At 40.1% G+C, this 17,423-nt stretch carries 18 protein-coding genes and 1 pseudogene; 11 read left to right on the top strand and 8 right to left on the bottom strand.

Going from position 1 to position 17,423, the window contains the following annotated elements:
• Positions 1-269, top strand: a 269-nt coding sequence (locus BJN41_RS12405) for a transposase domain-containing protein (RefSeq protein ID WP_031970042.1), incomplete at its 5' end; no start/stop codon positions are given.
• 28 nt (positions 270-297) lie between these two features.
• Here BJN41_RS12405 and BJN41_RS12410 read toward each other — a convergent pair.
• From BJN41_RS12410 to ilvA, 3 genes are all read right to left on the bottom strand, one after another.
• Positions 298-1,638, bottom strand: a complete 1,341-nt coding sequence (locus BJN41_RS12410) for a TrkH family potassium uptake protein (protein WP_004973423.1) — start codon at positions 1,636-1,638, stop codon at positions 298-300.
• A complete protein-coding gene (locus tag BJN41_RS12415; protein ID WP_070155559.1) occupies positions 1,635-2,291 on the bottom strand; it encodes a potassium channel family protein in 657 nt (218 codons plus the stop codon). Before BJN41_RS12415 ends, BJN41_RS12410 begins: the two co-directional genes overlap by 4 nt.
• A gap of 127 nt (positions 2,292-2,418) precedes the next feature.
• Positions 2,419-3,957, bottom strand: coding sequence for a threonine ammonia-lyase, biosynthetic (gene ilvA, locus BJN41_RS12420; RefSeq protein ID WP_019837302.1), 1,539 nt, complete (start codon positions 3,955-3,957; stop codon positions 2,419-2,421).
• A gap of 106 nt (positions 3,958-4,063) precedes the next feature.
• Here ilvA and rpiA point away from each other — a divergent pair, with 106 nt between their 5' ends.
• The 7 genes from rpiA (at position 4,064) to BJN41_RS12455 (ending at position 10,765) form a co-directional block, all read left to right on the top strand.
• Positions 4,064-4,735, top strand: coding sequence for a ribose-5-phosphate isomerase RpiA (gene rpiA, locus BJN41_RS12425; protein ID WP_004973429.1), 672 nt, complete (start codon positions 4,064-4,066; stop codon positions 4,733-4,735).
• Between the two features lie 90 nt (positions 4,736-4,825).
• Positions 4,826-5,506: a M48 family metallopeptidase gene (locus tag BJN41_RS12430; protein ID WP_004973431.1), complete on the top strand. Its 681-nt coding sequence runs from the start codon at positions 4,826-4,828 to the stop codon at positions 5,504-5,506.
• Between the two features lie 187 nt (positions 5,507-5,693).
• Positions 5,694-6,749 (top strand): N-acetyl-gamma-glutamyl-phosphate reductase, encoded by a 1,056-nt coding sequence (gene argC, locus BJN41_RS12435; RefSeq protein ID WP_171257444.1) that lies wholly within the window; start codon positions 5,694-5,696, stop codon positions 6,747-6,749.
• Between the two features lie 79 nt (positions 6,750-6,828).
• Positions 6,829-7,602 (top strand): DUF6776 family protein, encoded by a 774-nt coding sequence (locus tag BJN41_RS12440; protein WP_070155562.1) that lies wholly within the window; start codon positions 6,829-6,831, stop codon positions 7,600-7,602.
• A 19-nt stretch (positions 7,603-7,621) separates the two neighbouring features.
• Positions 7,622-8,038, top strand: coding sequence for an ATP-dependent Clp protease adapter ClpS (clpS, locus tag BJN41_RS12445; protein ID WP_070155564.1), 417 nt, complete (start codon positions 7,622-7,624; stop codon positions 8,036-8,038).
• A 9-nt stretch (positions 8,039-8,047) separates the two neighbouring features.
• On the top strand, positions 8,048-10,324 hold the full coding sequence (clpA, locus tag BJN41_RS12450; protein WP_070155565.1) for an ATP-dependent Clp protease ATP-binding subunit ClpA: 2,277 nt from the start codon (positions 8,048-8,050) through the stop codon (positions 10,322-10,324).
• Between the two features lie 87 nt (positions 10,325-10,411).
• On the top strand, positions 10,412-10,765 hold the full coding sequence (locus tag BJN41_RS12455) for a YnfA family protein (RefSeq protein ID WP_070155567.1): 354 nt from the start codon (positions 10,412-10,414) through the stop codon (positions 10,763-10,765).
• Between the two features lie 59 nt (positions 10,766-10,824).
• Here BJN41_RS12455 and BJN41_RS12460 read toward each other — a convergent pair whose 3' ends face one another.
• The 3 genes from BJN41_RS12460 to BJN41_RS12470 all read right to left on the bottom strand — a co-directional run bounded on the left by BJN41_RS12460 (position 10,825) and on the right by BJN41_RS12470 (position 13,137).
• On the bottom strand, positions 10,825-11,322 hold the full coding sequence (locus tag BJN41_RS12460) for a hypothetical protein (protein WP_141730409.1): 498 nt from the start codon (positions 11,320-11,322) through the stop codon (positions 10,825-10,827).
• A gap of 136 nt (positions 11,323-11,458) precedes the next feature.
• Positions 11,459-12,373 (bottom strand): ornithine carbamoyltransferase, encoded by a 915-nt coding sequence (gene argF, locus BJN41_RS12465; RefSeq protein WP_070155568.1) that lies wholly within the window; start codon positions 12,371-12,373, stop codon positions 11,459-11,461.
• Between the two features lie 113 nt (positions 12,374-12,486).
• Positions 12,487-13,137, bottom strand: a complete 651-nt coding sequence (locus tag BJN41_RS12470; RefSeq protein WP_070155571.1) for a TetR/AcrR family transcriptional regulator — start codon at positions 13,135-13,137, stop codon at positions 12,487-12,489.
• Positions 13,138-13,480: 343 nt separating this feature from the next.
• Here BJN41_RS12470 and prpB point away from each other — a divergent pair, with 343 nt between their 5' ends.
• Both prpB and prpC read left to right on the top strand, forming a co-directional pair.
• Positions 13,481-14,365 carry a methylisocitrate lyase gene (gene prpB, locus BJN41_RS12475; RefSeq protein WP_070155573.1) on the top strand — a complete coding sequence of 295 codons (885 nt, stop codon included), beginning with the start codon at positions 13,481-13,483 and terminating at the stop codon, positions 14,363-14,365.
• Between the two features lie 4 nt (positions 14,366-14,369).
• Entirely contained in the window at positions 14,370-15,506 is a 1,137-nt protein-coding gene (gene prpC, locus BJN41_RS12480; RefSeq protein WP_019837313.1) for a 2-methylcitrate synthase, read from the top strand.
• A 120-nt stretch (positions 15,507-15,626) separates the two neighbouring features.
• Here the strand turns inward: prpC and BJN41_RS12485 are convergent, their stop codons facing one another.
• Positions 15,627-16,247 carry an aminotransferase gene (locus tag BJN41_RS12485; protein ID WP_070155574.1) on the bottom strand — a complete coding sequence of 207 codons (621 nt, stop codon included), beginning with the start codon at positions 16,245-16,247 and terminating at the stop codon, positions 15,627-15,629.
• A 93-nt stretch (positions 16,248-16,340) separates the two neighbouring features.
• On the bottom strand, positions 16,341-16,838 hold the full coding sequence (locus tag BJN41_RS12490; RefSeq protein ID WP_019837315.1) for a CinA family protein: 498 nt from the start codon (positions 16,836-16,838) through the stop codon (positions 16,341-16,343).
• Between the two features lie 362 nt (positions 16,839-17,200).
• Between BJN41_RS12490 and BJN41_RS12495 the strand changes: the two are divergent.
• Positions 17,201-17,423, top strand: a pseudogene (locus tag BJN41_RS12495) (IS3 family transposase); the annotation flags it as partial.

Genomic DNA, 17,423 nt, shown 5'->3' on the forward strand with positions numbered 1-17,423 from the left:
ATCTGGATGATGGCAATCTACCTATTTGCAATAATTGGGTCGAGAATCAGATGCGTCCCTGGGCGTTGGGGCGCAAGAACTGGCTGTTTGCAGGTTCGCTGCGCAGTGGTCAGCGAGCGGCAAACATCATGACGTTAATCCAGTCAGCAAAGCTGAATGGCTTGGATCCGTATGCCTATTTAAGTGATGTGCTGAAAAGGCTGCCGACACATAAAGTGACCCAGATTGAAGAGTTACTGCCACACTGCTGGAAACCTAAATCGAATTAAAATTGGTATGGGATTCAGCGGACGCTTACTATCCAACTTGAATATCTGCGGTTGGATGTTTAAGTCGGCTTTTTTGTGGTGTGGCGATTAAATAAGCCAAAGTCAGCGGCCCTAAACGACCTGCAAACATCAACAACATTAAAATAATTAAGCTGGCAGGTTGTAATTCACCTGTAACACCACGGGATAAACCCACCGTGCACGCTGCAGATACAGCCTCAAACAACAGGTCTAAAAAATTCAGTTTCGGTTCAAGGGCAAGTAAGCTAAACAAACCGAGGCAAATTAACATACCTGTGATGCTGATCACCGCCAAAGCTTTAAAGGTGGTACGTTCAGGTACAGCATGATTAAACACACGCACCTCATCTGAACGTCTTAAAAAACTGATCACACTTAAAATGACAATAATAAATGTGCCAACTTTAATACCGCCTGCGGTACTGAGCGAACCACCACCAATAAACATCAGAAGCATGGTGAGCAAGGTCGAGCTATTTTGCATACTTGCGACATCTAGACTATTAAAGCCTGATGAGCGAGGAACGGTAGCGTGAAACCATGCATTGAGGGCTTGATCGCCAATACTCATGGCTGCAAGGGTATGTGGATTATTGGCTTCAATCGCCCAAATCAGCAGAAAGGCCACAAAGTTTAAACCAGCAATGGTCGATAAAATCAGCTTGCTATTGGGTGAGAGTTTTTTCCAGCGTTTGGCACGTTTAATATCCATGAGTACCACAAAACCAATACCGCCAATGATATACAGCATACTAATAGTTAAGGTAATCAGGTATTGATCTGCAAAACTCATTAAGCTATTGGGAAATAATGAAAATCCACCATTGTTAAAGGCTGAAACACTATAGAAAGCCGCATAGAAAAATGCATCGCTAAATGGATAATCCTGCATCCATGCCAAGGTTAAAATAACCGTGCCAATCCCTTCAAAAAACAATGAGTAGAGCAACACGCTTTTAATGGTCATCGACACTTTAGATAGGTTGGTTTGCCCAATGGTGTCTTGCGCCATGATTTGTTGTTTTAAACCAATTTTGGATGACAAACTTAAAACCGCTAAAATCGCAAAAGTCATAAAACCTAAGCCACCACATTGTAACAACAACATAATGACCATTTGCCCAAATACGGTATAAGCATCGCCAATATTCACTACAGACAATCCAGTGATCGTCACTGCAGATGTAGCAGTAAATAAGGCATTAATCCAACTCATCTCGCCATGATGGGAAATGGGCAGTTTCAGCAAGATTGTGCCAATGCTAATAAAGCTTAAAAAGCCCAGTGCCAAAAGACTGGGTGGGCTTAAATTGACAGTTTTGATTGGTTGTTTCGCTGTTTTTTTCATTCTGACTTAAATTGTTTAGATAAGCGTTTTAATGGTTCAAGTTGTCCTTCAACCACCAAAATATCATCTGTTTGTAGCATTAAATTGGATTCAAGCGTATAGAAAATCGTTTCGGCACGTTTAAACAGTAAAAGTTTAACTTCGGGTGCATGTGACATCAGACTATGAATGCGCGTGCCATGCAAGTTGTCTTTAATTTTTACTTTTACAATATAGTGGTTGTCGTTTAGGCTCATATAACGACTCACCATCGGATAACTCAGCGATTGCGCGATACGAACGCCCATATCCTCTTCAGGGTGAATGATTTTGCTTACGCCTAAATGGGTTAAAATCATGGTGTGTGCTTTGCTTTTGGCTTTGACGTAAATTTTAGAAATACCCAAATTCTTTAAATTTAAGACACACAAAATACTGGCTTCAATATCTTCCCCAATCGCGACCACGACCGCATCACAATTTTGAATATTCAGTTCTTCCAAAACGTGTTCATCGGTTGCATCGGCAATCACCGCATGAGTAATATGATCGGCAATGTTTTCTACAAATTTTTTATTGCTATCAATCCCAATGACATCATGGTTGAGTTTGACCAATTGTGTAGCCACAGTTGCACCAAAGCTACCTAAACCAATGACTGCAAATAGCGCCATAACATCATCCTGAAAATTATATTATTCTTCCAATATACTAAAATATTTTAAGGCTTTATACCGCGGTTATATGACAAAAAACCGCTGAAATTAGCGGTCTTTAGTATTTTTTGGCGCGTAAAATCTTTTATTTTAAAAAACGCTGATAACCCAAATTGTTGGTAATTTCTTGGTATGGATACGTGATCTTTTCCAAAGTTTCGATTAAACCATCTGGGTTCTGTTTAGCATCTGAAGCTTCTAAACCGACCAATACACGACCTTCCGCTGCACCGTGGTTACGGTAATGGAACAGGGTGATGTTATGGGTTGGGCCTAAGCGCTCCAAGAAAGTCAGTAATGCACCCGGACGCTCTGGAAATTCCACACGGAATAGACGTTCATTTTCAATATCGGCATGACCACCGACCAAATAACGAATGTGTAGTTTTGCTACTTCATCATCCGACAAATCATCAACATCGTACTGGGTTTTGAGTAACTCATAAATGTCGTGGCGTTCTTTTTCACCAGATTTTAAGCTGATGCCGACAAAGACTTGTGCAGCAGTAGCATCGCTGGCGCGGTAGTTAAACTCGGTGATATTACGACCTTGCAGCGCACGGCAGAAATTAAGGAACGCACCTTTTTCTTCTGGAATGGTCACGGCAAAAATTGCTTCTTTATGTTCACCGAGTTCAGTACGTTCAGCAATATAGCGTAAACGGTCAAAGTTCATGTTTGCGCCACAGACAATTGACACAATATTTTTATTTTGCAATTGGTGTTGCTCGACATATTTTTTGATGCCTGCCAAAGCCATTGCACCTGAAGGTTCTACAATGCTGCGGTTTTCATCAAAGGTGTCTTTAATTGCCGCACAGATTTCATCGGTATTCACCAAAACTACATCGCGCTCAACAATTGGGCCTGATTGATCTGATTTTTGTAGTTGTAAAACTTCAAACGGTTTCTCACCAATTTGTGCGACAGCAGTACCATCGGCAAATAAACCCACTTGCGGCAAAATAACCCGTTCATTGGCTTCAAAAGCCGCTTTTAAGCAAGCCGATTCATCATATTCTACAGGAATGACTTTGACATGCGGTGCGACATCGCCCAAGTAGGCTGCAACACCTGCAATTAAACCGCCACCACCAACAGCAACGAAAACATATTCGACATCGCGCCATTGACGCAAAATTTCATTGGCAATCGTACCTTGACCTGCCATGACCAATTCATCGTCATACGGTGGAATAAAAGTCATGCCTTCATCTTGGGCACGTTGAATTGCATATTTGTTGGCAACATCAAATGAGTCACCATGTAATACCACTTCGCCACCCAAGCGTTTTACCGCTTGTACTTTAATATCTGGCGTGGTTTTAGGCATAACGATAATGGCGCGAATGCCCAGTTTTTGCCCAGACAATGCTACACCTTGCGCATGGTTGCCTGCAGAGGCAGTAATTACACCACGTTCAAGTTGGTCTTTGGGTAATTGGCTAATACGGTTATACGCACCACGCAATTTAAAAGAGAATACAGGTTGTAAGTCTTCACGTTTAAAGCGAATGTTATTGTTCAGTTTTTCACTAATTCGTGGCGCTGCGTCGAGTGGGGTTTCGATTGCAACATCATAGACCGTTGCTTGTAAAATTTGTCGAACCAAACGAGACAGCATGTTAATCTTCCATCTAACAGTTTAAAATAGGGGGTTATTGTAACAAACCCCTGCACATTTGCGCTGTAAAATCGGCAACAAATGTCAAAAATAGTTGAGTGAAGTCATGAGTCTGTATGCTACCCAAGATGAAAAGAAGCAAGCGGCTGCCAAAGCAGCATTAAAACATTTGCCTAAAGGCGGGATTTTGGGGGTAGGTACAGGCAGTACAGTGAATTTCCTGATTGATTTATTGCCTGAATTACAATTAGAAGCAGCTGTGGCAAGTTCTGAAGCGACTGCGGAGCGCTTAAAGAAACTTGGTATTGAAGTGGTCGATATGAACTCTGTGGGCAGTTTAGATGCTTATGTTGATGGTGCAGATGAAATTGACCGTCACATGCACATGATTAAAGGCGGCGGCGCAGCGTTGACCCGTGAAAAAATTGTGGCTTCTATTGCACGTAAGTTTATCTGTATTGTCGATGATTCAAAATGGGTAGAGCAGTTAGGCCGTGAGTTTCCATTGCCAATCGAGGTCATTCCAATGGCTCGTTCTGCGGTAGCACGTAAAATTGTGGCTTTAGGTGGCGATCCTGCTTACCGTGAAGGTGTGGTAACTGATAACGGTAACGTGATTTTAGATATTTATAATTTAAATATTTTAAATGCGTTGGAATTAGAAAAAACCTTGAATGATATTCCGGGTGTTGTGACCAACGGTATTTTTGCCATCAATAAAGCAGATATTGCAATTGTAGCGACCAATAACGGCATTGAAGAACGTACTGCGGTTTAATTCGTCTCCCAAGTCCCTTGTTTTTAATGGGGGCTTTTCTTCCTCCTTTATTAAAGGAGGGGTCGGGGAGGATTTAATAAAAGAACAACAATGACATTATCCGACTTACCTGAAATTCAAATCACACCACATGCAAAAGCAACACGTTTACGTTTGCGTGTCGAGCCGCATCAAATTCGCTTAACTGTACCGAAATATTGTACTCAGCGACAAATTCAGGATTTTTTGCAGCAATCTGAACAGTGGATGATTGAAACTTGGCATAAACAGCAGGCGCAGCAAGGACTTGTTCGGCGTGAATTGCCAAATCAGTTATCACTTTTTAATTTGGCTAAGCCTTTAAATATTCATTATCAAACACAAAAACACAGTTTTATTTTAGATTTAAAACAGCATTGCCTATGGGTTAGTGACCGCCAACCTGCGGCATATTTAAAAGCCTTTGTTATTGCTTATGCCAAACAAATGTTGCCGATATATTTGCAAACAGTCAGTCATGAAATTGCTTTGCCATTTAAACAGTGCGCAATTCGTCAACCGAAAACCCGTTGGGGCAGTTGCAGTACGCAACAGCATATTATGCTCAATAGCGCCTTGGTGTTGTTTCCTGAACAAATTGTGCGATATGTTGCTGTGCATGAGTTGGCGCATACACGACATTTTGATCATAGTCCTGCATTTTGGGTTGAAGTACAACGGCATGATGCGCACTATTTGCAGCATCGCAAGCAGTTAAAAACAACGTCTTTGCCTTGGTGGTGGTATCAATAAAAAAACCAACACCCACATGATAAGACTACAATGCAAAGGTGTTGCACGTATTGACTACAATCCAAATCATCTTTTATAAAATCAACAGAATAAAGAAAAGCCCCAAAACCCTAGTAAAACAGTTCAGAAAACCAAAACTTCCTGTCATACTATAGCGTTAGCTTAAACATGCTTTTGAATTGAGGTAATGCACGTGATTTCAGTTGGTATTGTCGGTGGTACAGGTTATACAGGCGTTGAATTATTGCGTCTTTTGCTACGACACCCAAATGTGAAAGTAAATGTACTGACTTCACGTACAGAAGCGGGTCGTCGTGTAGACGATATGTTTCCAAGTCTGCGTGGACACACAGATCTGTGCTACTCAGATTTAAACATCGAAGAATTAAAAAAATGTGATGTGGTGTTCTTTGCTACACCCCACGGTGTTGCAATGCAACATGCTGCAGAGCTTGTAGCAGCCAATACCAAGGTGGTCGATTTAGCAGCAGACTTTCGTTTGCAAGACTTATCACAGTTTGAAAAGTGGTATGGCATGCAACATGCTTGTCCTGAGATTTTGAAAGACTCAGTTTATGGTTTGTCTGAACTCAACCGTGAGCAAATTAAACAAGCACAGGTGATTGGTAACCCGGGTTGTTATCCGACTACTGTGCAACTTGGTTTAGCGCCACTATTTAAACAAACTGAAGCTTTAGTGAAACCTGAAAGCATTATCATTGATGCAAAATCAGGCGTATCTGGTGCAGGTCGTAAAGCTAGTCTAGGTATGATTTATTCTGAAAATGCAGATAACTTCAAGGCGTATGGTGTAGCAGGACATCGCCATCACCCAGAAATTGTAGAAGCACTGGAAAATATTTCAGGTCAAAAAGATGTGTTTAATCACATTATATTTGTACCGCATTTGGTCCCTATGATTCGCGGTATGCTCAGCACTATCTATGCAGATTTAACTGATGCAGGTGATGCAGTAGATTTACAAAGCCTGTATGAGCAGTTTTATGCCAATGAACAGTTTGTAGATGTCATGCCAGCCAACAGTTCACCAGAAACACGCTCAGTACGTGGCGCTAACCAGTTGCGTATCGCATTGTATAAGCCACAACCGAAAAAATTAGTACTTTTGGTGGCACAAGATAACTTGGTGAAAGGTGCAGCAGGGCAAGCAGTACAAAATATGAACCTCATGTTTGGTTTTGCAGAACATGCAGGACTTGAGGTGATTGGTTTATTACCATAAGAACACGTTTTTCAACTTCACACACATTTAGATTTCGATTTAAATGTGTGTTTTGAATGAATCAAAACAAGAGATGACGATGCATAACACCGATACAGAAACCACGTCACAGTCGAATTCAAGCATGACACCCTCATCTACACCGCCAGAAAAAAAGCCATTTCTTGAAAGCAATGCGCCTTTGGGAATTGGTGCTGCCATTTTAATTTTAGGTAGTGGCTTTTTGGGCTATTCAGTCGGGCATCGTCAGGGCTTAACTGTGGTTGGTTACGATGCCGATGCAGAACAACTGGTTGAAGTGGTGCAAGAACAAAAAACGCGTTTGGAAAGTCTGAATAAGAGCTTAAATGCTGCGGTTCAAGAACGCGATGTTGCGGTCAGTAACTCCAATGATTTGTATCAAGCTTTCACTCAAGCAACTGAAGATAAGCAACGTACTGAAGGCATGAGTGCGATTTATCGTGAAGTTTTGCGTCAACGTGGTGGTTTAAGCCTGACCGTGCAAAATCTTGGGGTGAAACCATTACCAGACAATGCTTATGAATATCAGGTCGATTTGGTACAAGTGAGTCCAAACAAGCGACGTGCAAGTGGTACGGTAGAACTGCGTTTAATTCAAGGCACAGAAGTGCTGGTTGTTCCGATGGAAGACAGCAATTTTAATTTTGATAATTATGAGCGTTTAACAGGGCGCTGGAGCATGCCTAAAGGCTTTAATCCAGACTTTATTGAAGTCCGTTTAAATGGCGCAACTCCTGTGATTAAACGCTTCAGTTGGAGCAAAGGCAAAGCCGTGGAGGCAGATTCTGCCTTTATTTCTGAAATTCCACAAGCAGAAGCTAGCGCTCAATAATGTGTGATATGTAAAACTTATGCGAACCCAAAAAAGATCCATCTGTTTAAATGAAATTAAAACCACTTTTCATCAATCTGGCTATGTCGATTGGCATGTGAGTCCACGTTTAAATGTGGATGATGCGGGTCATGAAGACGACGGCGATATTGCGTTACAAACAGCACCGCCTCAATTAAAGCGTCCACCTTTGTATGCTGTCGTTTTAATGAACGATGATTACACCCCAATGGACTTTGTAATTGAAATTTTACAACAATACTTTGCAATGAATCTTGACCAAGCGACTCAAGTAATGCTAACTGTACATTATGAAGGAAAAGGTATCGCAGGGGTCTATCCGCGGGACATTGCGGAAACGAAAGCGAACCAAGTCAATAATTACGCTCGATCACAAGGTCATCCATTGCTTTGTCAGATTGAGCCTAAAGATTAAGGGGGTTACATGCTCAGTCGTCAATTAGAAGTATCCTTACGTTTGGCTGTTAGCATGGCTCGTCAGAAGAGACATGAGTTCTTAACGGTTGAACATTTATTATTGGCTTTATTAGATAATGACTCTGCTGTAAATGCGTTGAAAGCATGTGGTGCAGATGTAGTTGTATTGCGTAAAGAACTAGAAGAATATGTAGAACAACATACCCCTAAACTTGCTGAAAATAATGATCAAGCCCCGCATCCAACAGAAAGTTTTGACCGAATTTTGCAACGTGGTATTTTCCATGTGCAATCGAGCGGTGGTGACCGTACTGTAGAAGGCGCCGATATTTTAGTGGCGATGTATTCAGAACGTGATTCTTTTGCGGTCTATTTACTTAAACGCCATCAAATCAACCGTTTAACTTTGACTCAATATTTGTCACATGGTACGCGTAAAGATGAAGCGCAGGCTGAAGACGAGGTTGAAGAGTTAGATGGCGAAGGTTCACACTCTGCCAATGCAGGCCCGCTAGAGCTTTACACGCTAAATTTGAATACTGAGGCACAAAAGGGAAAAACCGATCCATTAATTGGTCGTGAAAAAGAAATTGAACGTGCTGCACAAATTCTGTGCCGTCGTCGTAAGAATAACCCATTGTTAGTGGGCGATCCTGGCGTGGGTAAAACCTCTATTGCTGAAGGTTTGGCATGGTTGATTGTGAATGGTAAAGCACCAAAGCCACTCGAAAATGCTGAAGTATATAGTTTAGATATTGGTGCGTTGGTCGCGGGTACCAAATACCGTGGTGACTTTGAAAAGCGTTTAAAACAACTATTAAATGCCTTAAAAAAGAAACCTGATGCTATTTTATTTATCGATGAAATCCACATGATTATTGGTGCAGGCTCAAGCATGGGCAGCACTATGGATGCTTCGAATCTAATTAAACCTGCATTGGCAAATGGTACTTTACGCTGCATTGGCTCGACCACTTTTCAAGAGTATCGTCAGGTATTTGAAAAAGATCACGCACTTTCACGCCGTTTCCAAAAAATTGATGTTAATGAACCTTCAATTTCTGAAACAATTGATATTTTACGTGGACTAAAATCGAAATTTGAAGAATTTCACCATGTGAAATATGACGATAAAGCATTGGTGTCTGCGGTAGAGCTATCGGCTAAATTTATTAATGACCGTTTCTTGCCAGACAAAGCCATTGATGTGATTGATGAAGCGGGTGCGCAGCGCCGTTTAAGAGCCGAGCAGGATGATACTTTAATCACAGTGGAAAACATTGAAGATATCGTGTCGAAAATTGCACGTATTCCACCTAAAACTGTATCTAAAGATGACAAGAGCGTACTTGAACATTTAGAGCGTGATTTAAAACGCGTAGTGTTTGGGCAAGATGAAGCCATTGAAGCTTTGGCATCTGCAATTAAACTGTCACGCGCTGGCTTAAAAACACCAGACAAACCAGTCGGCAGCTTTGTTTTTGCAGGCCCTACAGGTGTGGGTAAAACCGAAGTCACTAAGCAGTTGGCAAAATTGTTAGGTGTTGAATTAGTACGCTTTGATATGTCTGAGTATATGGAGCGTCATGCAGTTTCACGTTTAATTGGCGCGCCTCCGGGTTATGTCGGTTTTGATCAGGGCGGCTTACTTACCGATGCGATTCATAAAAACCCGCATTGTGTGTTGTTGCTAGATGAGATTGAAAAAGCACATCCTGACGTATTTAACTTATTGCTGCAAATTATGGATCACGGCTCATTGACCGACAATAATGGTCGTAAGTCAGATTTCCGTAATGTGATTTTAGTACTGACTACCAATATTGGTGCGGAAAGTATTTCCCGCGTGAGTATTGGTTTCATGGATCAAGACAACAGTAATGATAATCAGGAAGCAATGAAAAAAGCCTTCTCGCCAGAATTCCGTAACCGTTTAGATGGTGTGATTCAATTTAAAGCTTTACCAACTACAGTAATTGAAAATGTAGTGGATAAATTCTTGACTGAATTACAGGCACAGTTGGATGATAAAAAAGTCATCCTTGAGGTTGATCAAGATGCGCGTGAATGGATGGCTGAGCATGGATATGATCGCCTGATGGGCGCAAGGCCAATGCAACGTTTAATTCAAGAGCATTTGAAAAAACCATTGGCTGAAATGATTTTATTTGGTGAACTTGCAGAACAGGGCGGTAATGTGGCTGTTTCTGTGCAGAAAGAGAACGGTAAGGCCGTCGGTTTGAAACTTGAAGTGTTTGAAGATCAGACTGCTGAACCTGCTTAACTTTTATATTGCATCATCATGAATGAAAATAACCCATGTTGAACATGGGTTATTTTTTGTGTATTCCTCTTTTAAGTAAAGTCACTTATGGATATTCAGATCACAAAAATTGCCAGTACCGTACTTTTGTTTTTTATAACAGCAGTGATGGAAATATTGGGTTGTTATTTTCCTTATCTAATTTTGAATCAGGGAAAATCGCAGTGGCTTTGGGTGCCAACAGTTTTGGCTTTAGCGGCTTTTGTATGGTTATTGACTTTACATCCTGCGGCATCGGGGCGAATTTATGCAGCTTATGGTGGCATTTATATTTGCACTGCCTTGATTTGGTTAAAGTATGTAGATCAGGTCAATTTAACACGTTGGGATATGTTCGGTGGAATGGTAGTGGTTTTAGGTGCACTGATCATTATTTTACAACCTCAAGGTTTAATACGGTAGATCGTATTTGACCTAAATATTAAACCTAAAGACAGAGGTTGCTTTAGTTTAAAAGCAATTCAGTTCACTTTAAATTGACATTCACTATTTGCTAAGTGCACATTAAATTGTGTTTTTTCTGCACTGAGTTGTAAGTTCAATACATAGGGATTTACCCGTTGGAACTGATGTTCAAAAATAGATTCACAATTATGTATTAAGTTTTGTTTAATCATATTTTTGACATTGTTATAACCCGTACTTTCTACAAACTGCGTGAAGTCAGGTGAAATAATCATGCCACGAATATTGATTTGTTTGTCTGTCGCCGTACTTTGTTCAATCACTGTATTTTGATCGACTTGATAGGGCATAGTACGAGAATCTTCATCACTAATTACATCTAAAATTTCATTTAAAGCGACTGCATTTTTAATTTTATAATCTGTACTTAGAATCTTTTTTTGGACTAAATATTGATCTAATTCACTGGCTTTGGCATAGAGTGTAGCACTCGCGATCAGTGTAGTAGTGCATAGTGTAATTGTAGCAAGTGTTTTATAAATCATATTGTTCATCTAGACTCTTTTAGAAATTTTAGAAAAATCAACCGTCGTTTCAGATTATAGCGAGCCTAATAAAAAACAGCACCTTTTGGTGCTGTTTGTAACAAAACTCATCAAAGCGTACTCAATGTTTTGAAGTCGTTTAGTCTTATTTTAGATTTTCGTTCAATAAGAACTCTATCAATGCTTTTTGAGCATGTAAGCGGTTTTCTGCCTCATCCCATACCACGGCGTTTTTATGATCGAGCATATTTTCAGAAATTTCTTCACCACGGTGCGCAGGTAAGCAGTGCATAAATAAACAATCAGGATGTGCCAAATCCATCAAACCTTCATTTACTTGATAGTCTGCAAATGCTTTTTCACGGATTTTTTGTTCTTGTTCTTGGCCCATACTTGCCCAAACATCGGTCACAATCAGGTCAGCATTCACTGCTGCATCTTCAGCAGAATCGACCAATTCTACACAGTGTGCAAATTCAGACAGGAAACGTTGTTCTGGCTCATAACCTTTAGGTGTCGCAATTTTTAAATTAAAGCCCCACATGTGTGCTGCTTCAATATATGAATTACACATATTGTTGCCATCACCAATCCATGCCACAGTTTTACCTTCAATTGAACCACGGTGTTCAACATAAGTTTGCATGTCTGCAAGGAGTTGACAAGGGTGATGATCGTCAGTTAAGGCATTGATGACAGGAACTTTAGAGTAAGAAGCAAAGCGTTCAACAATGTCGTGACCAAAGGTACGAATCATCACAATATCAAGCATGCTTGAAATGACACGTGCAGAATCTTCAATCGGCTCACCACGACCTAATTGCGTGTCACGTGATGATAAGAAAATAGCGCTACCACCAAACTGACTCATGCCAGCTTCAAACGATACACGGGTTCGGGTGCTGGATTTTTCAAAAATCATACCCATAACTTTGCCAAGAAAAGGCTGGAAAACTTCATTATTATGCTGTTTACGCTTGAGCTCAATGGCGCGTTGCAAAACTTGATTCAGTTCTAAAGTCGAAAAATCGCGTAATGTTAGAAAGTGACGTAGAGCCATTCGTTACTCCACAATAATTGCTGAATGAGAAAAAACAACAATTAGTTGTTGGTTAGTTAAGTGAAAAAAGGGAATCGGCTAATATACTATAAGATGCACAAATTGCAAAAACTCTAAGCTTTTTGATGTGCCTCTAGAAAGCGATCTACACAATAACTTAAATAATTGGTTGTTTCTTGTAATGTTTCTTGTTTTGGAATCCCCATAATGATTCGCCACTCAACATTTCTTAGAATACCAAAATAAAGTTGTGCCGAATAAACAGGGTGTTCGCAGTGAATAACTCCTTGTTGACTGGCATGTTTTAGCACTTTGGCAATACACAATTGAACATGCAAAGGTCCACGCTCATGTATGTGTAAGGCAATGTCAGGATTGCGCTGACTTTGTTCTAATACCAGACGCATAAAGGCTGCATTTTCAGGTTCTAGAATGTGATAGTAAAAATTCAATAAAGTTTGAATCAGATAACCACGTAAATTTGAATCAATTTGTTCAAAAGGAATGTGAATATCCTGAAAAAACTTATCACGGCGATAATCGCAAATGGCCTTGAATAGCCCTTCTTTATTACCAAAGTATTTATAGATAGACGCTTTAGAACCACCTGCGTGTTGTACAATATCATCTAAAGATACGGCATCGTAACCACGCTCTAAAAATAACTCGGTTGCACTGACTAATAATGCCACACATCGCTCATGACCACGCTTAGTTGGTGGTATATCTTTACCTAAAGGAGCGAAGTGAGCAAGTTTATGCATATTGAATAAAAAATCAGCAACTAAATTGGGGAGATTGTTATTATAACAAATATAAGAGCAGCGTGCTTTGTGCTTTATCAAAGTGTACTAGCACATGGCATGATTTGAGCTAAAAAAAGTCACTATTATAGAAAATAGCTTAAATTTTGCTTATTTAGTGTACTAAAAAGCTGGTTAATCAAAACTAAAGAATAAACAACATCACGAAAATTTATTGTGCAATAAATTTGAAAATTATTTGACTAAAGTTTTAGAGTTTAGATTCTAAAAAGCCATGGCGTGATCTCGCATTCTCGATATACTCGAATCTCGAAAAAATATAGTAAGAAAAGCGGAAAGGAAGATGACAGAACAAACATCTGCGGGCTTAAGATTCAGACAAGCCTTGGAAGTCGAAAAGCCATTACAAATTATCGGCACGGTAAATGCTTATGCTGCCATGATGGCAAAACAAGTGGGCTATAAAGCCATTTATTTATCTGGTGCAGGTGTTGCCAATTATTCTTACGGTTTACCTGACTTGGGCATGACCAGTTTAGATAACGTCTTGGAAGATGTGCGTCGTATTACTGAGCGTGTTGATACACCATTATTGGTTGATATTGATACAGGTTGGGGCGGTGCATTTAATATTGCCCGCAGTATTAAACAAATGATTGCTGCGGGTGCTGCTGCAGTTCATATTGAAGATCAAGTTGCACAAAAGCGTTGTGGACATCGTCCAAATAAAGAAATTGTAACCCAGCAAGAAATGGTTGATCGTATTAAAGCGGCTGTTGATGCGAAAACCGATTCAAACTTTGTAGTCATGGCGCGTACTGATGCCTTGCAAAAAGAAGGTTTGCAGGCAGTTATTGACCGTGCTTGTGCATGTGTGGAAGCGGGTGCAGATGCAATTTTTGCAGAAGCGATGACTGACATTACCATGTATAAAACTGTGTGTGATGCTGTAGGTGTACCTGTACTTGCAAACATTACCGAGTTTGGTGATACCCCTTATTACACCACTGAAGAACTGGCCGAGCAGGGCATTCGCATGGTGTTGTATCCACTTTCAGCAACTCGTGCCATGCAAAAAGCAGCACTTGAGGTGATGCAAGCTATTCGTAAAGATGGCACCCAAGTCAATGTCTTAGACAAAATGCAGCAACGTAAAGAACTATACGAGTTCCTTGATTATCACACTTTTGAAAACACATTAGACAAGCTGTTCAAACAGGAGAATTAAAAAAATGGCTGAAGGAAAAGTCCTCACAGGCGCAGGATTGCGTGGACAAGTGGCAGGTAAAACTTCACTCTCAACTGTTGGTAAAAGTGGCGCAGGCTTAACTTACCGAGGTTATGATGTGCAGGATTTGGCAGAAAATTGCCAGTTTGAAGAAGTTGCATACCTGATTTTCTTTGGTGAATTGCCGACTTCAGAGCAATTGGCTGCCTATAAAGCAAAATTGAAATCTTTACGCGCATTGCCTCAAGCATTGAAAGAAGTATTAGAGCGTATTCCTGCAGATTCACACCCAATGGATGTGATGCGTACAGGTGTTTCAATGCTAGGTAACTTAGAAACCGAACAGTCATTTGAACAGCAACAAGATGTAGCAGACCGTATTTTGGCGACTTTGCCAGCTATTATTTGCTATTGGTATCGTTATAGTCACGATGGTGTGCGTATTGAAGAAAATACCGATGATGATTCAATTGGCGCACAATTCCTGCATTTATTGCGTGGTGAAAAACCAAATGAATTGCATGAACAAGTCATGAACGTGTCATTAATTTTGTATGCAGAGCATGAGTTCAACGCATCAACATTTACAGCACGTGTTTGCGCATCAACTTTGTCTGACATGCATTCATGTATTACAGGCGCGATTGGTTCATTACGTGGCCCATTACACGGTGGCGCGAATGAAGCTGCGATGGAAATGATTGAAAACTGGACCTCGCCAGAAGAAGCTGAACGCGAAATGTTAGGCAAGCTGGAACGTAAAGAAAAGATCATGGGCTTTGGTCACGCGATCTATAAAGACAATGATCCACGTAACGGCATCATCAAAATTTGGTCTGAGCGTTTAGCGCAAGAGGTAGGTGATACCGTACTTTATCCAGTATCGGTGCGTTGCGAAGAAGTCATGTGGCGTGAGAAGAAATTATTCTGTAATGCCGACTTCTTCCATGCGTCTGCTTATCACTTTATGGGCATTGCGACCAAACTATTTACACCAATCTTTGTGATGAGCCGTGTAACAGGTTGGGCAGCACACGTAATGGAACAGCGTGCTGATAACCGTATTATCCGTCCAAGTGCAGAGTATACTGGTCCTGAATTACGCAAAGTTGTACCAATTTCAGAGCGTTCAGCGGCTTAATTGGCGCTCTAAAAAGTTGCATAGCTAGAATTTTGGTTTAGTGATGCTGCATTTAGGCTAAAAATAAGGTTTCATTGTTGAGCAATGAAACCTTATTTTTTTGAGGGATCATTGCTGAGATTAGCGTGACAGAAGAACAGGGTCTTCAATGCTATAACCTGTTTCAAAAGGGATACCTAAATATTTTACGGTCATCAACACTTTATTCTGCTGTGGAATTTGATAGCGCTGAGAAATACTTAACCCTGTTTTATAATCTACCGCCTGTTGAATCGGACTTTTTAAATTGCCATAGCGTATGCGGTAGGTGTAGTTGAATTGGGGAACTTTAATTTCAGGATCAAACCATGATGCGACATAAGCTGTCTTTTTGGAAAGGACTTGAATTTTGGCAGAACTGGCTCGGATTGGCGTCAAAGGTTTCAACCGTTTTCTAATTTTAGCTATTTCACGATCAAACTTTTGACTGTTCTGATCATAATCAATGCGTTTGTTTTTTGGATTGATATACAGTGATTTAACTTCAATTAGTTTCGCAGGCGACTGCTTTCGGTTGAGTTGATAGTAGTACAATTGCGGTAAAAGTCCGCGACCATCTAAATAGTGCCGCAATAAATAGATTTTTTGATCTGCTTGATCTAAACCTAAAACTTCAATATTTTGTGGACCACCAACAGTTGCAAAAGCAAAACTAGGTAGCCATAAACTGGTAGTAACGAACAGAATAGCGTTGTAGCGCATGGCATAGATCATCCACTTAATACATAAAAATGAGTGTACGACTGAACCATGAATAAATTGTGTGAGTTATGCAGTTTATTCTTTAGGTTTATTTCAAGATGTCGTTGGCGTATTAGAATCTTGCTGGATTAAATTAATCAGGTTTTGAGCAACCAAATTGGTTAGTTGTTTTAGACGCTGTAAGGGATTACCTTCTAAAAAATATTGGTAATGATAAGTCTGCTGCAGATATTGAATAGCGATAAAAAATGTCCCGACGGGTTTTTCAGGTGTGGCACTGCCACCTGGTTTGAGTAAGCCTGTGCACGCTACAACAAAGTCAGCACGGCTAAATAACTTTTGCCCCTGAATTGCCATGGCTTGAGTGACTTCGGATGATTCTGCAGTATAAGTATCAATCAGTTCTGCGCTGACTTTCAGGATTTCACGTTTAATATTTGGATCGTAACTGACTAGTCCACCAAGTAAAATATTCGCACCGCTATTTTTATAAATAGAAAACTGGCTACATAAGTAACCTGAGCTGGCACTTTCAATAAAAGCCACAGTCTGTTGGCGTTGTTCAAGTAAAGCACAGCATTGTTTGATCATGATAAATCTACAACAGAATAGAGTAAGCTGCTCAACTATACTGAATTTTATCGAATTGTGCGAAAACATAAAAAGTGAAATGCTAAAATAAGATATTCATGATTTAACTGCTTATAAATACAGCAAAATTTACAATTATAGGTTTAATCTTGACATGAACGGTGATACAAATAAAAGTAAAGCAAAAAACTAATAAAAGGATGCTAGGATGAAAACAACGGTGAAATATATCGTTTTAAAAAGCATTGATTATCAACTTGGTACATCATTATTTGAAGATGAATTTAGAGATGGATCCGTAAATTTGAACAACTCCTATAAGTGATATTCTGCTCCTCAAATGATGTTATAAACATCAATATATGGAGTATTTTATGGCACGTAGACCAAGAAGAAATCATTCAAATGATTTTAAAGCTAAGGTAGCACTTGCTGCGATTAAAGCAGAAAAAACACTTGCTGAATTGAGTGCTGAGTTTGATGTTCATCAAAACCAAATTATTGACTGGAAAAATCAATTGATCTCAGCTTCCTCGCAAGCTTTCGATCAATCAAAAGCTCCAACAGAACCACCCATCGATCTAA

Origin of the sequence: Acinetobacter towneri (assembly GCF_001758345.1) — a bacterium.
Classification (GTDB): Bacteria; Pseudomonadota; Gammaproteobacteria; order Pseudomonadales; family Moraxellaceae; genus Acinetobacter; species Acinetobacter towneri_A.

Excerpts from the sequence above, each read along its gene's own strand:
- BJN41_RS12470 (WP_070155571.1), bottom strand. The coding sequence starts at position 13,137 with ATGCATAAACTTGCTCACTTCGCTCCTTTAGGTAAAGATATACCACCA.
- BJN41_RS12430 (WP_004973431.1), top strand. The coding sequence starts at position 4,826 with ATGACATTATCCGACTTACCTGAAATTCAAATCACACCACATGCAAAA.
- prpB (WP_070155573.1), top strand. The coding sequence starts at position 13,481 with ATGACAGAACAAACATCTGCGGGCTTAAGATTCAGACAAGCCTTGGAA.
- clpS (WP_070155564.1), top strand. The coding sequence starts at position 7,622 with ATGCGAACCCAAAAAAGATCCATCTGTTTAAATGAAATTAAAACCACT.
- clpA (WP_070155565.1), top strand. The coding sequence starts at position 8,048 with ATGCTCAGTCGTCAATTAGAAGTATCCTTACGTTTGGCTGTTAGCATG.
- argF (WP_070155568.1), bottom strand. The coding sequence starts at position 12,373 with ATGGCTCTACGTCACTTTCTAACATTACGCGATTTTTCGACTTTAGAA.
- BJN41_RS12410 (WP_004973423.1), bottom strand. The coding sequence starts at position 1,638 with ATGAAAAAAACAGCGAAACAACCAATCAAAACTGTCAATTTAAGCCCA.
- BJN41_RS12485 (WP_070155574.1), bottom strand. The coding sequence starts at position 16,247 with ATGCGCTACAACGCTATTCTGTTCGTTACTACCAGTTTATGGCTACCT.
- BJN41_RS12490 (WP_019837315.1), bottom strand. The coding sequence starts at position 16,838 with ATGATCAAACAATGCTGTGCTTTACTTGAACAACGCCAACAGACTGTG.
- prpC (WP_019837313.1), top strand. The coding sequence starts at position 14,370 with ATGGCTGAAGGAAAAGTCCTCACAGGCGCAGGATTGCGTGGACAAGTG.
- BJN41_RS12415 (WP_070155559.1), bottom strand. The coding sequence starts at position 2,291 with ATGGCGCTATTTGCAGTCATTGGTTTAGGTAGCTTTGGTGCAACTGTG.
- rpiA (WP_004973429.1), top strand. The coding sequence starts at position 4,064 with ATGAGTCTGTATGCTACCCAAGATGAAAAGAAGCAAGCGGCTGCCAAA.
- ilvA (WP_019837302.1), bottom strand. The coding sequence starts at position 3,957 with ATGCTGTCTCGTTTGGTTCGACAAATTTTACAAGCAACGGTCTATGAT.
- BJN41_RS12440 (WP_070155562.1), top strand. The coding sequence starts at position 6,829 with ATGCATAACACCGATACAGAAACCACGTCACAGTCGAATTCAAGCATG.
- BJN41_RS12455 (WP_070155567.1), top strand. The coding sequence starts at position 10,412 with ATGGATATTCAGATCACAAAAATTGCCAGTACCGTACTTTTGTTTTTT.
- argC (WP_171257444.1), top strand. The coding sequence starts at position 5,694 with ATGCACGTGATTTCAGTTGGTATTGTCGGTGGTACAGGTTATACAGGC.
- BJN41_RS12460 (WP_141730409.1), bottom strand. The coding sequence starts at position 11,322 with ATGAACAATATGATTTATAAAACACTTGCTACAATTACACTATGCACT.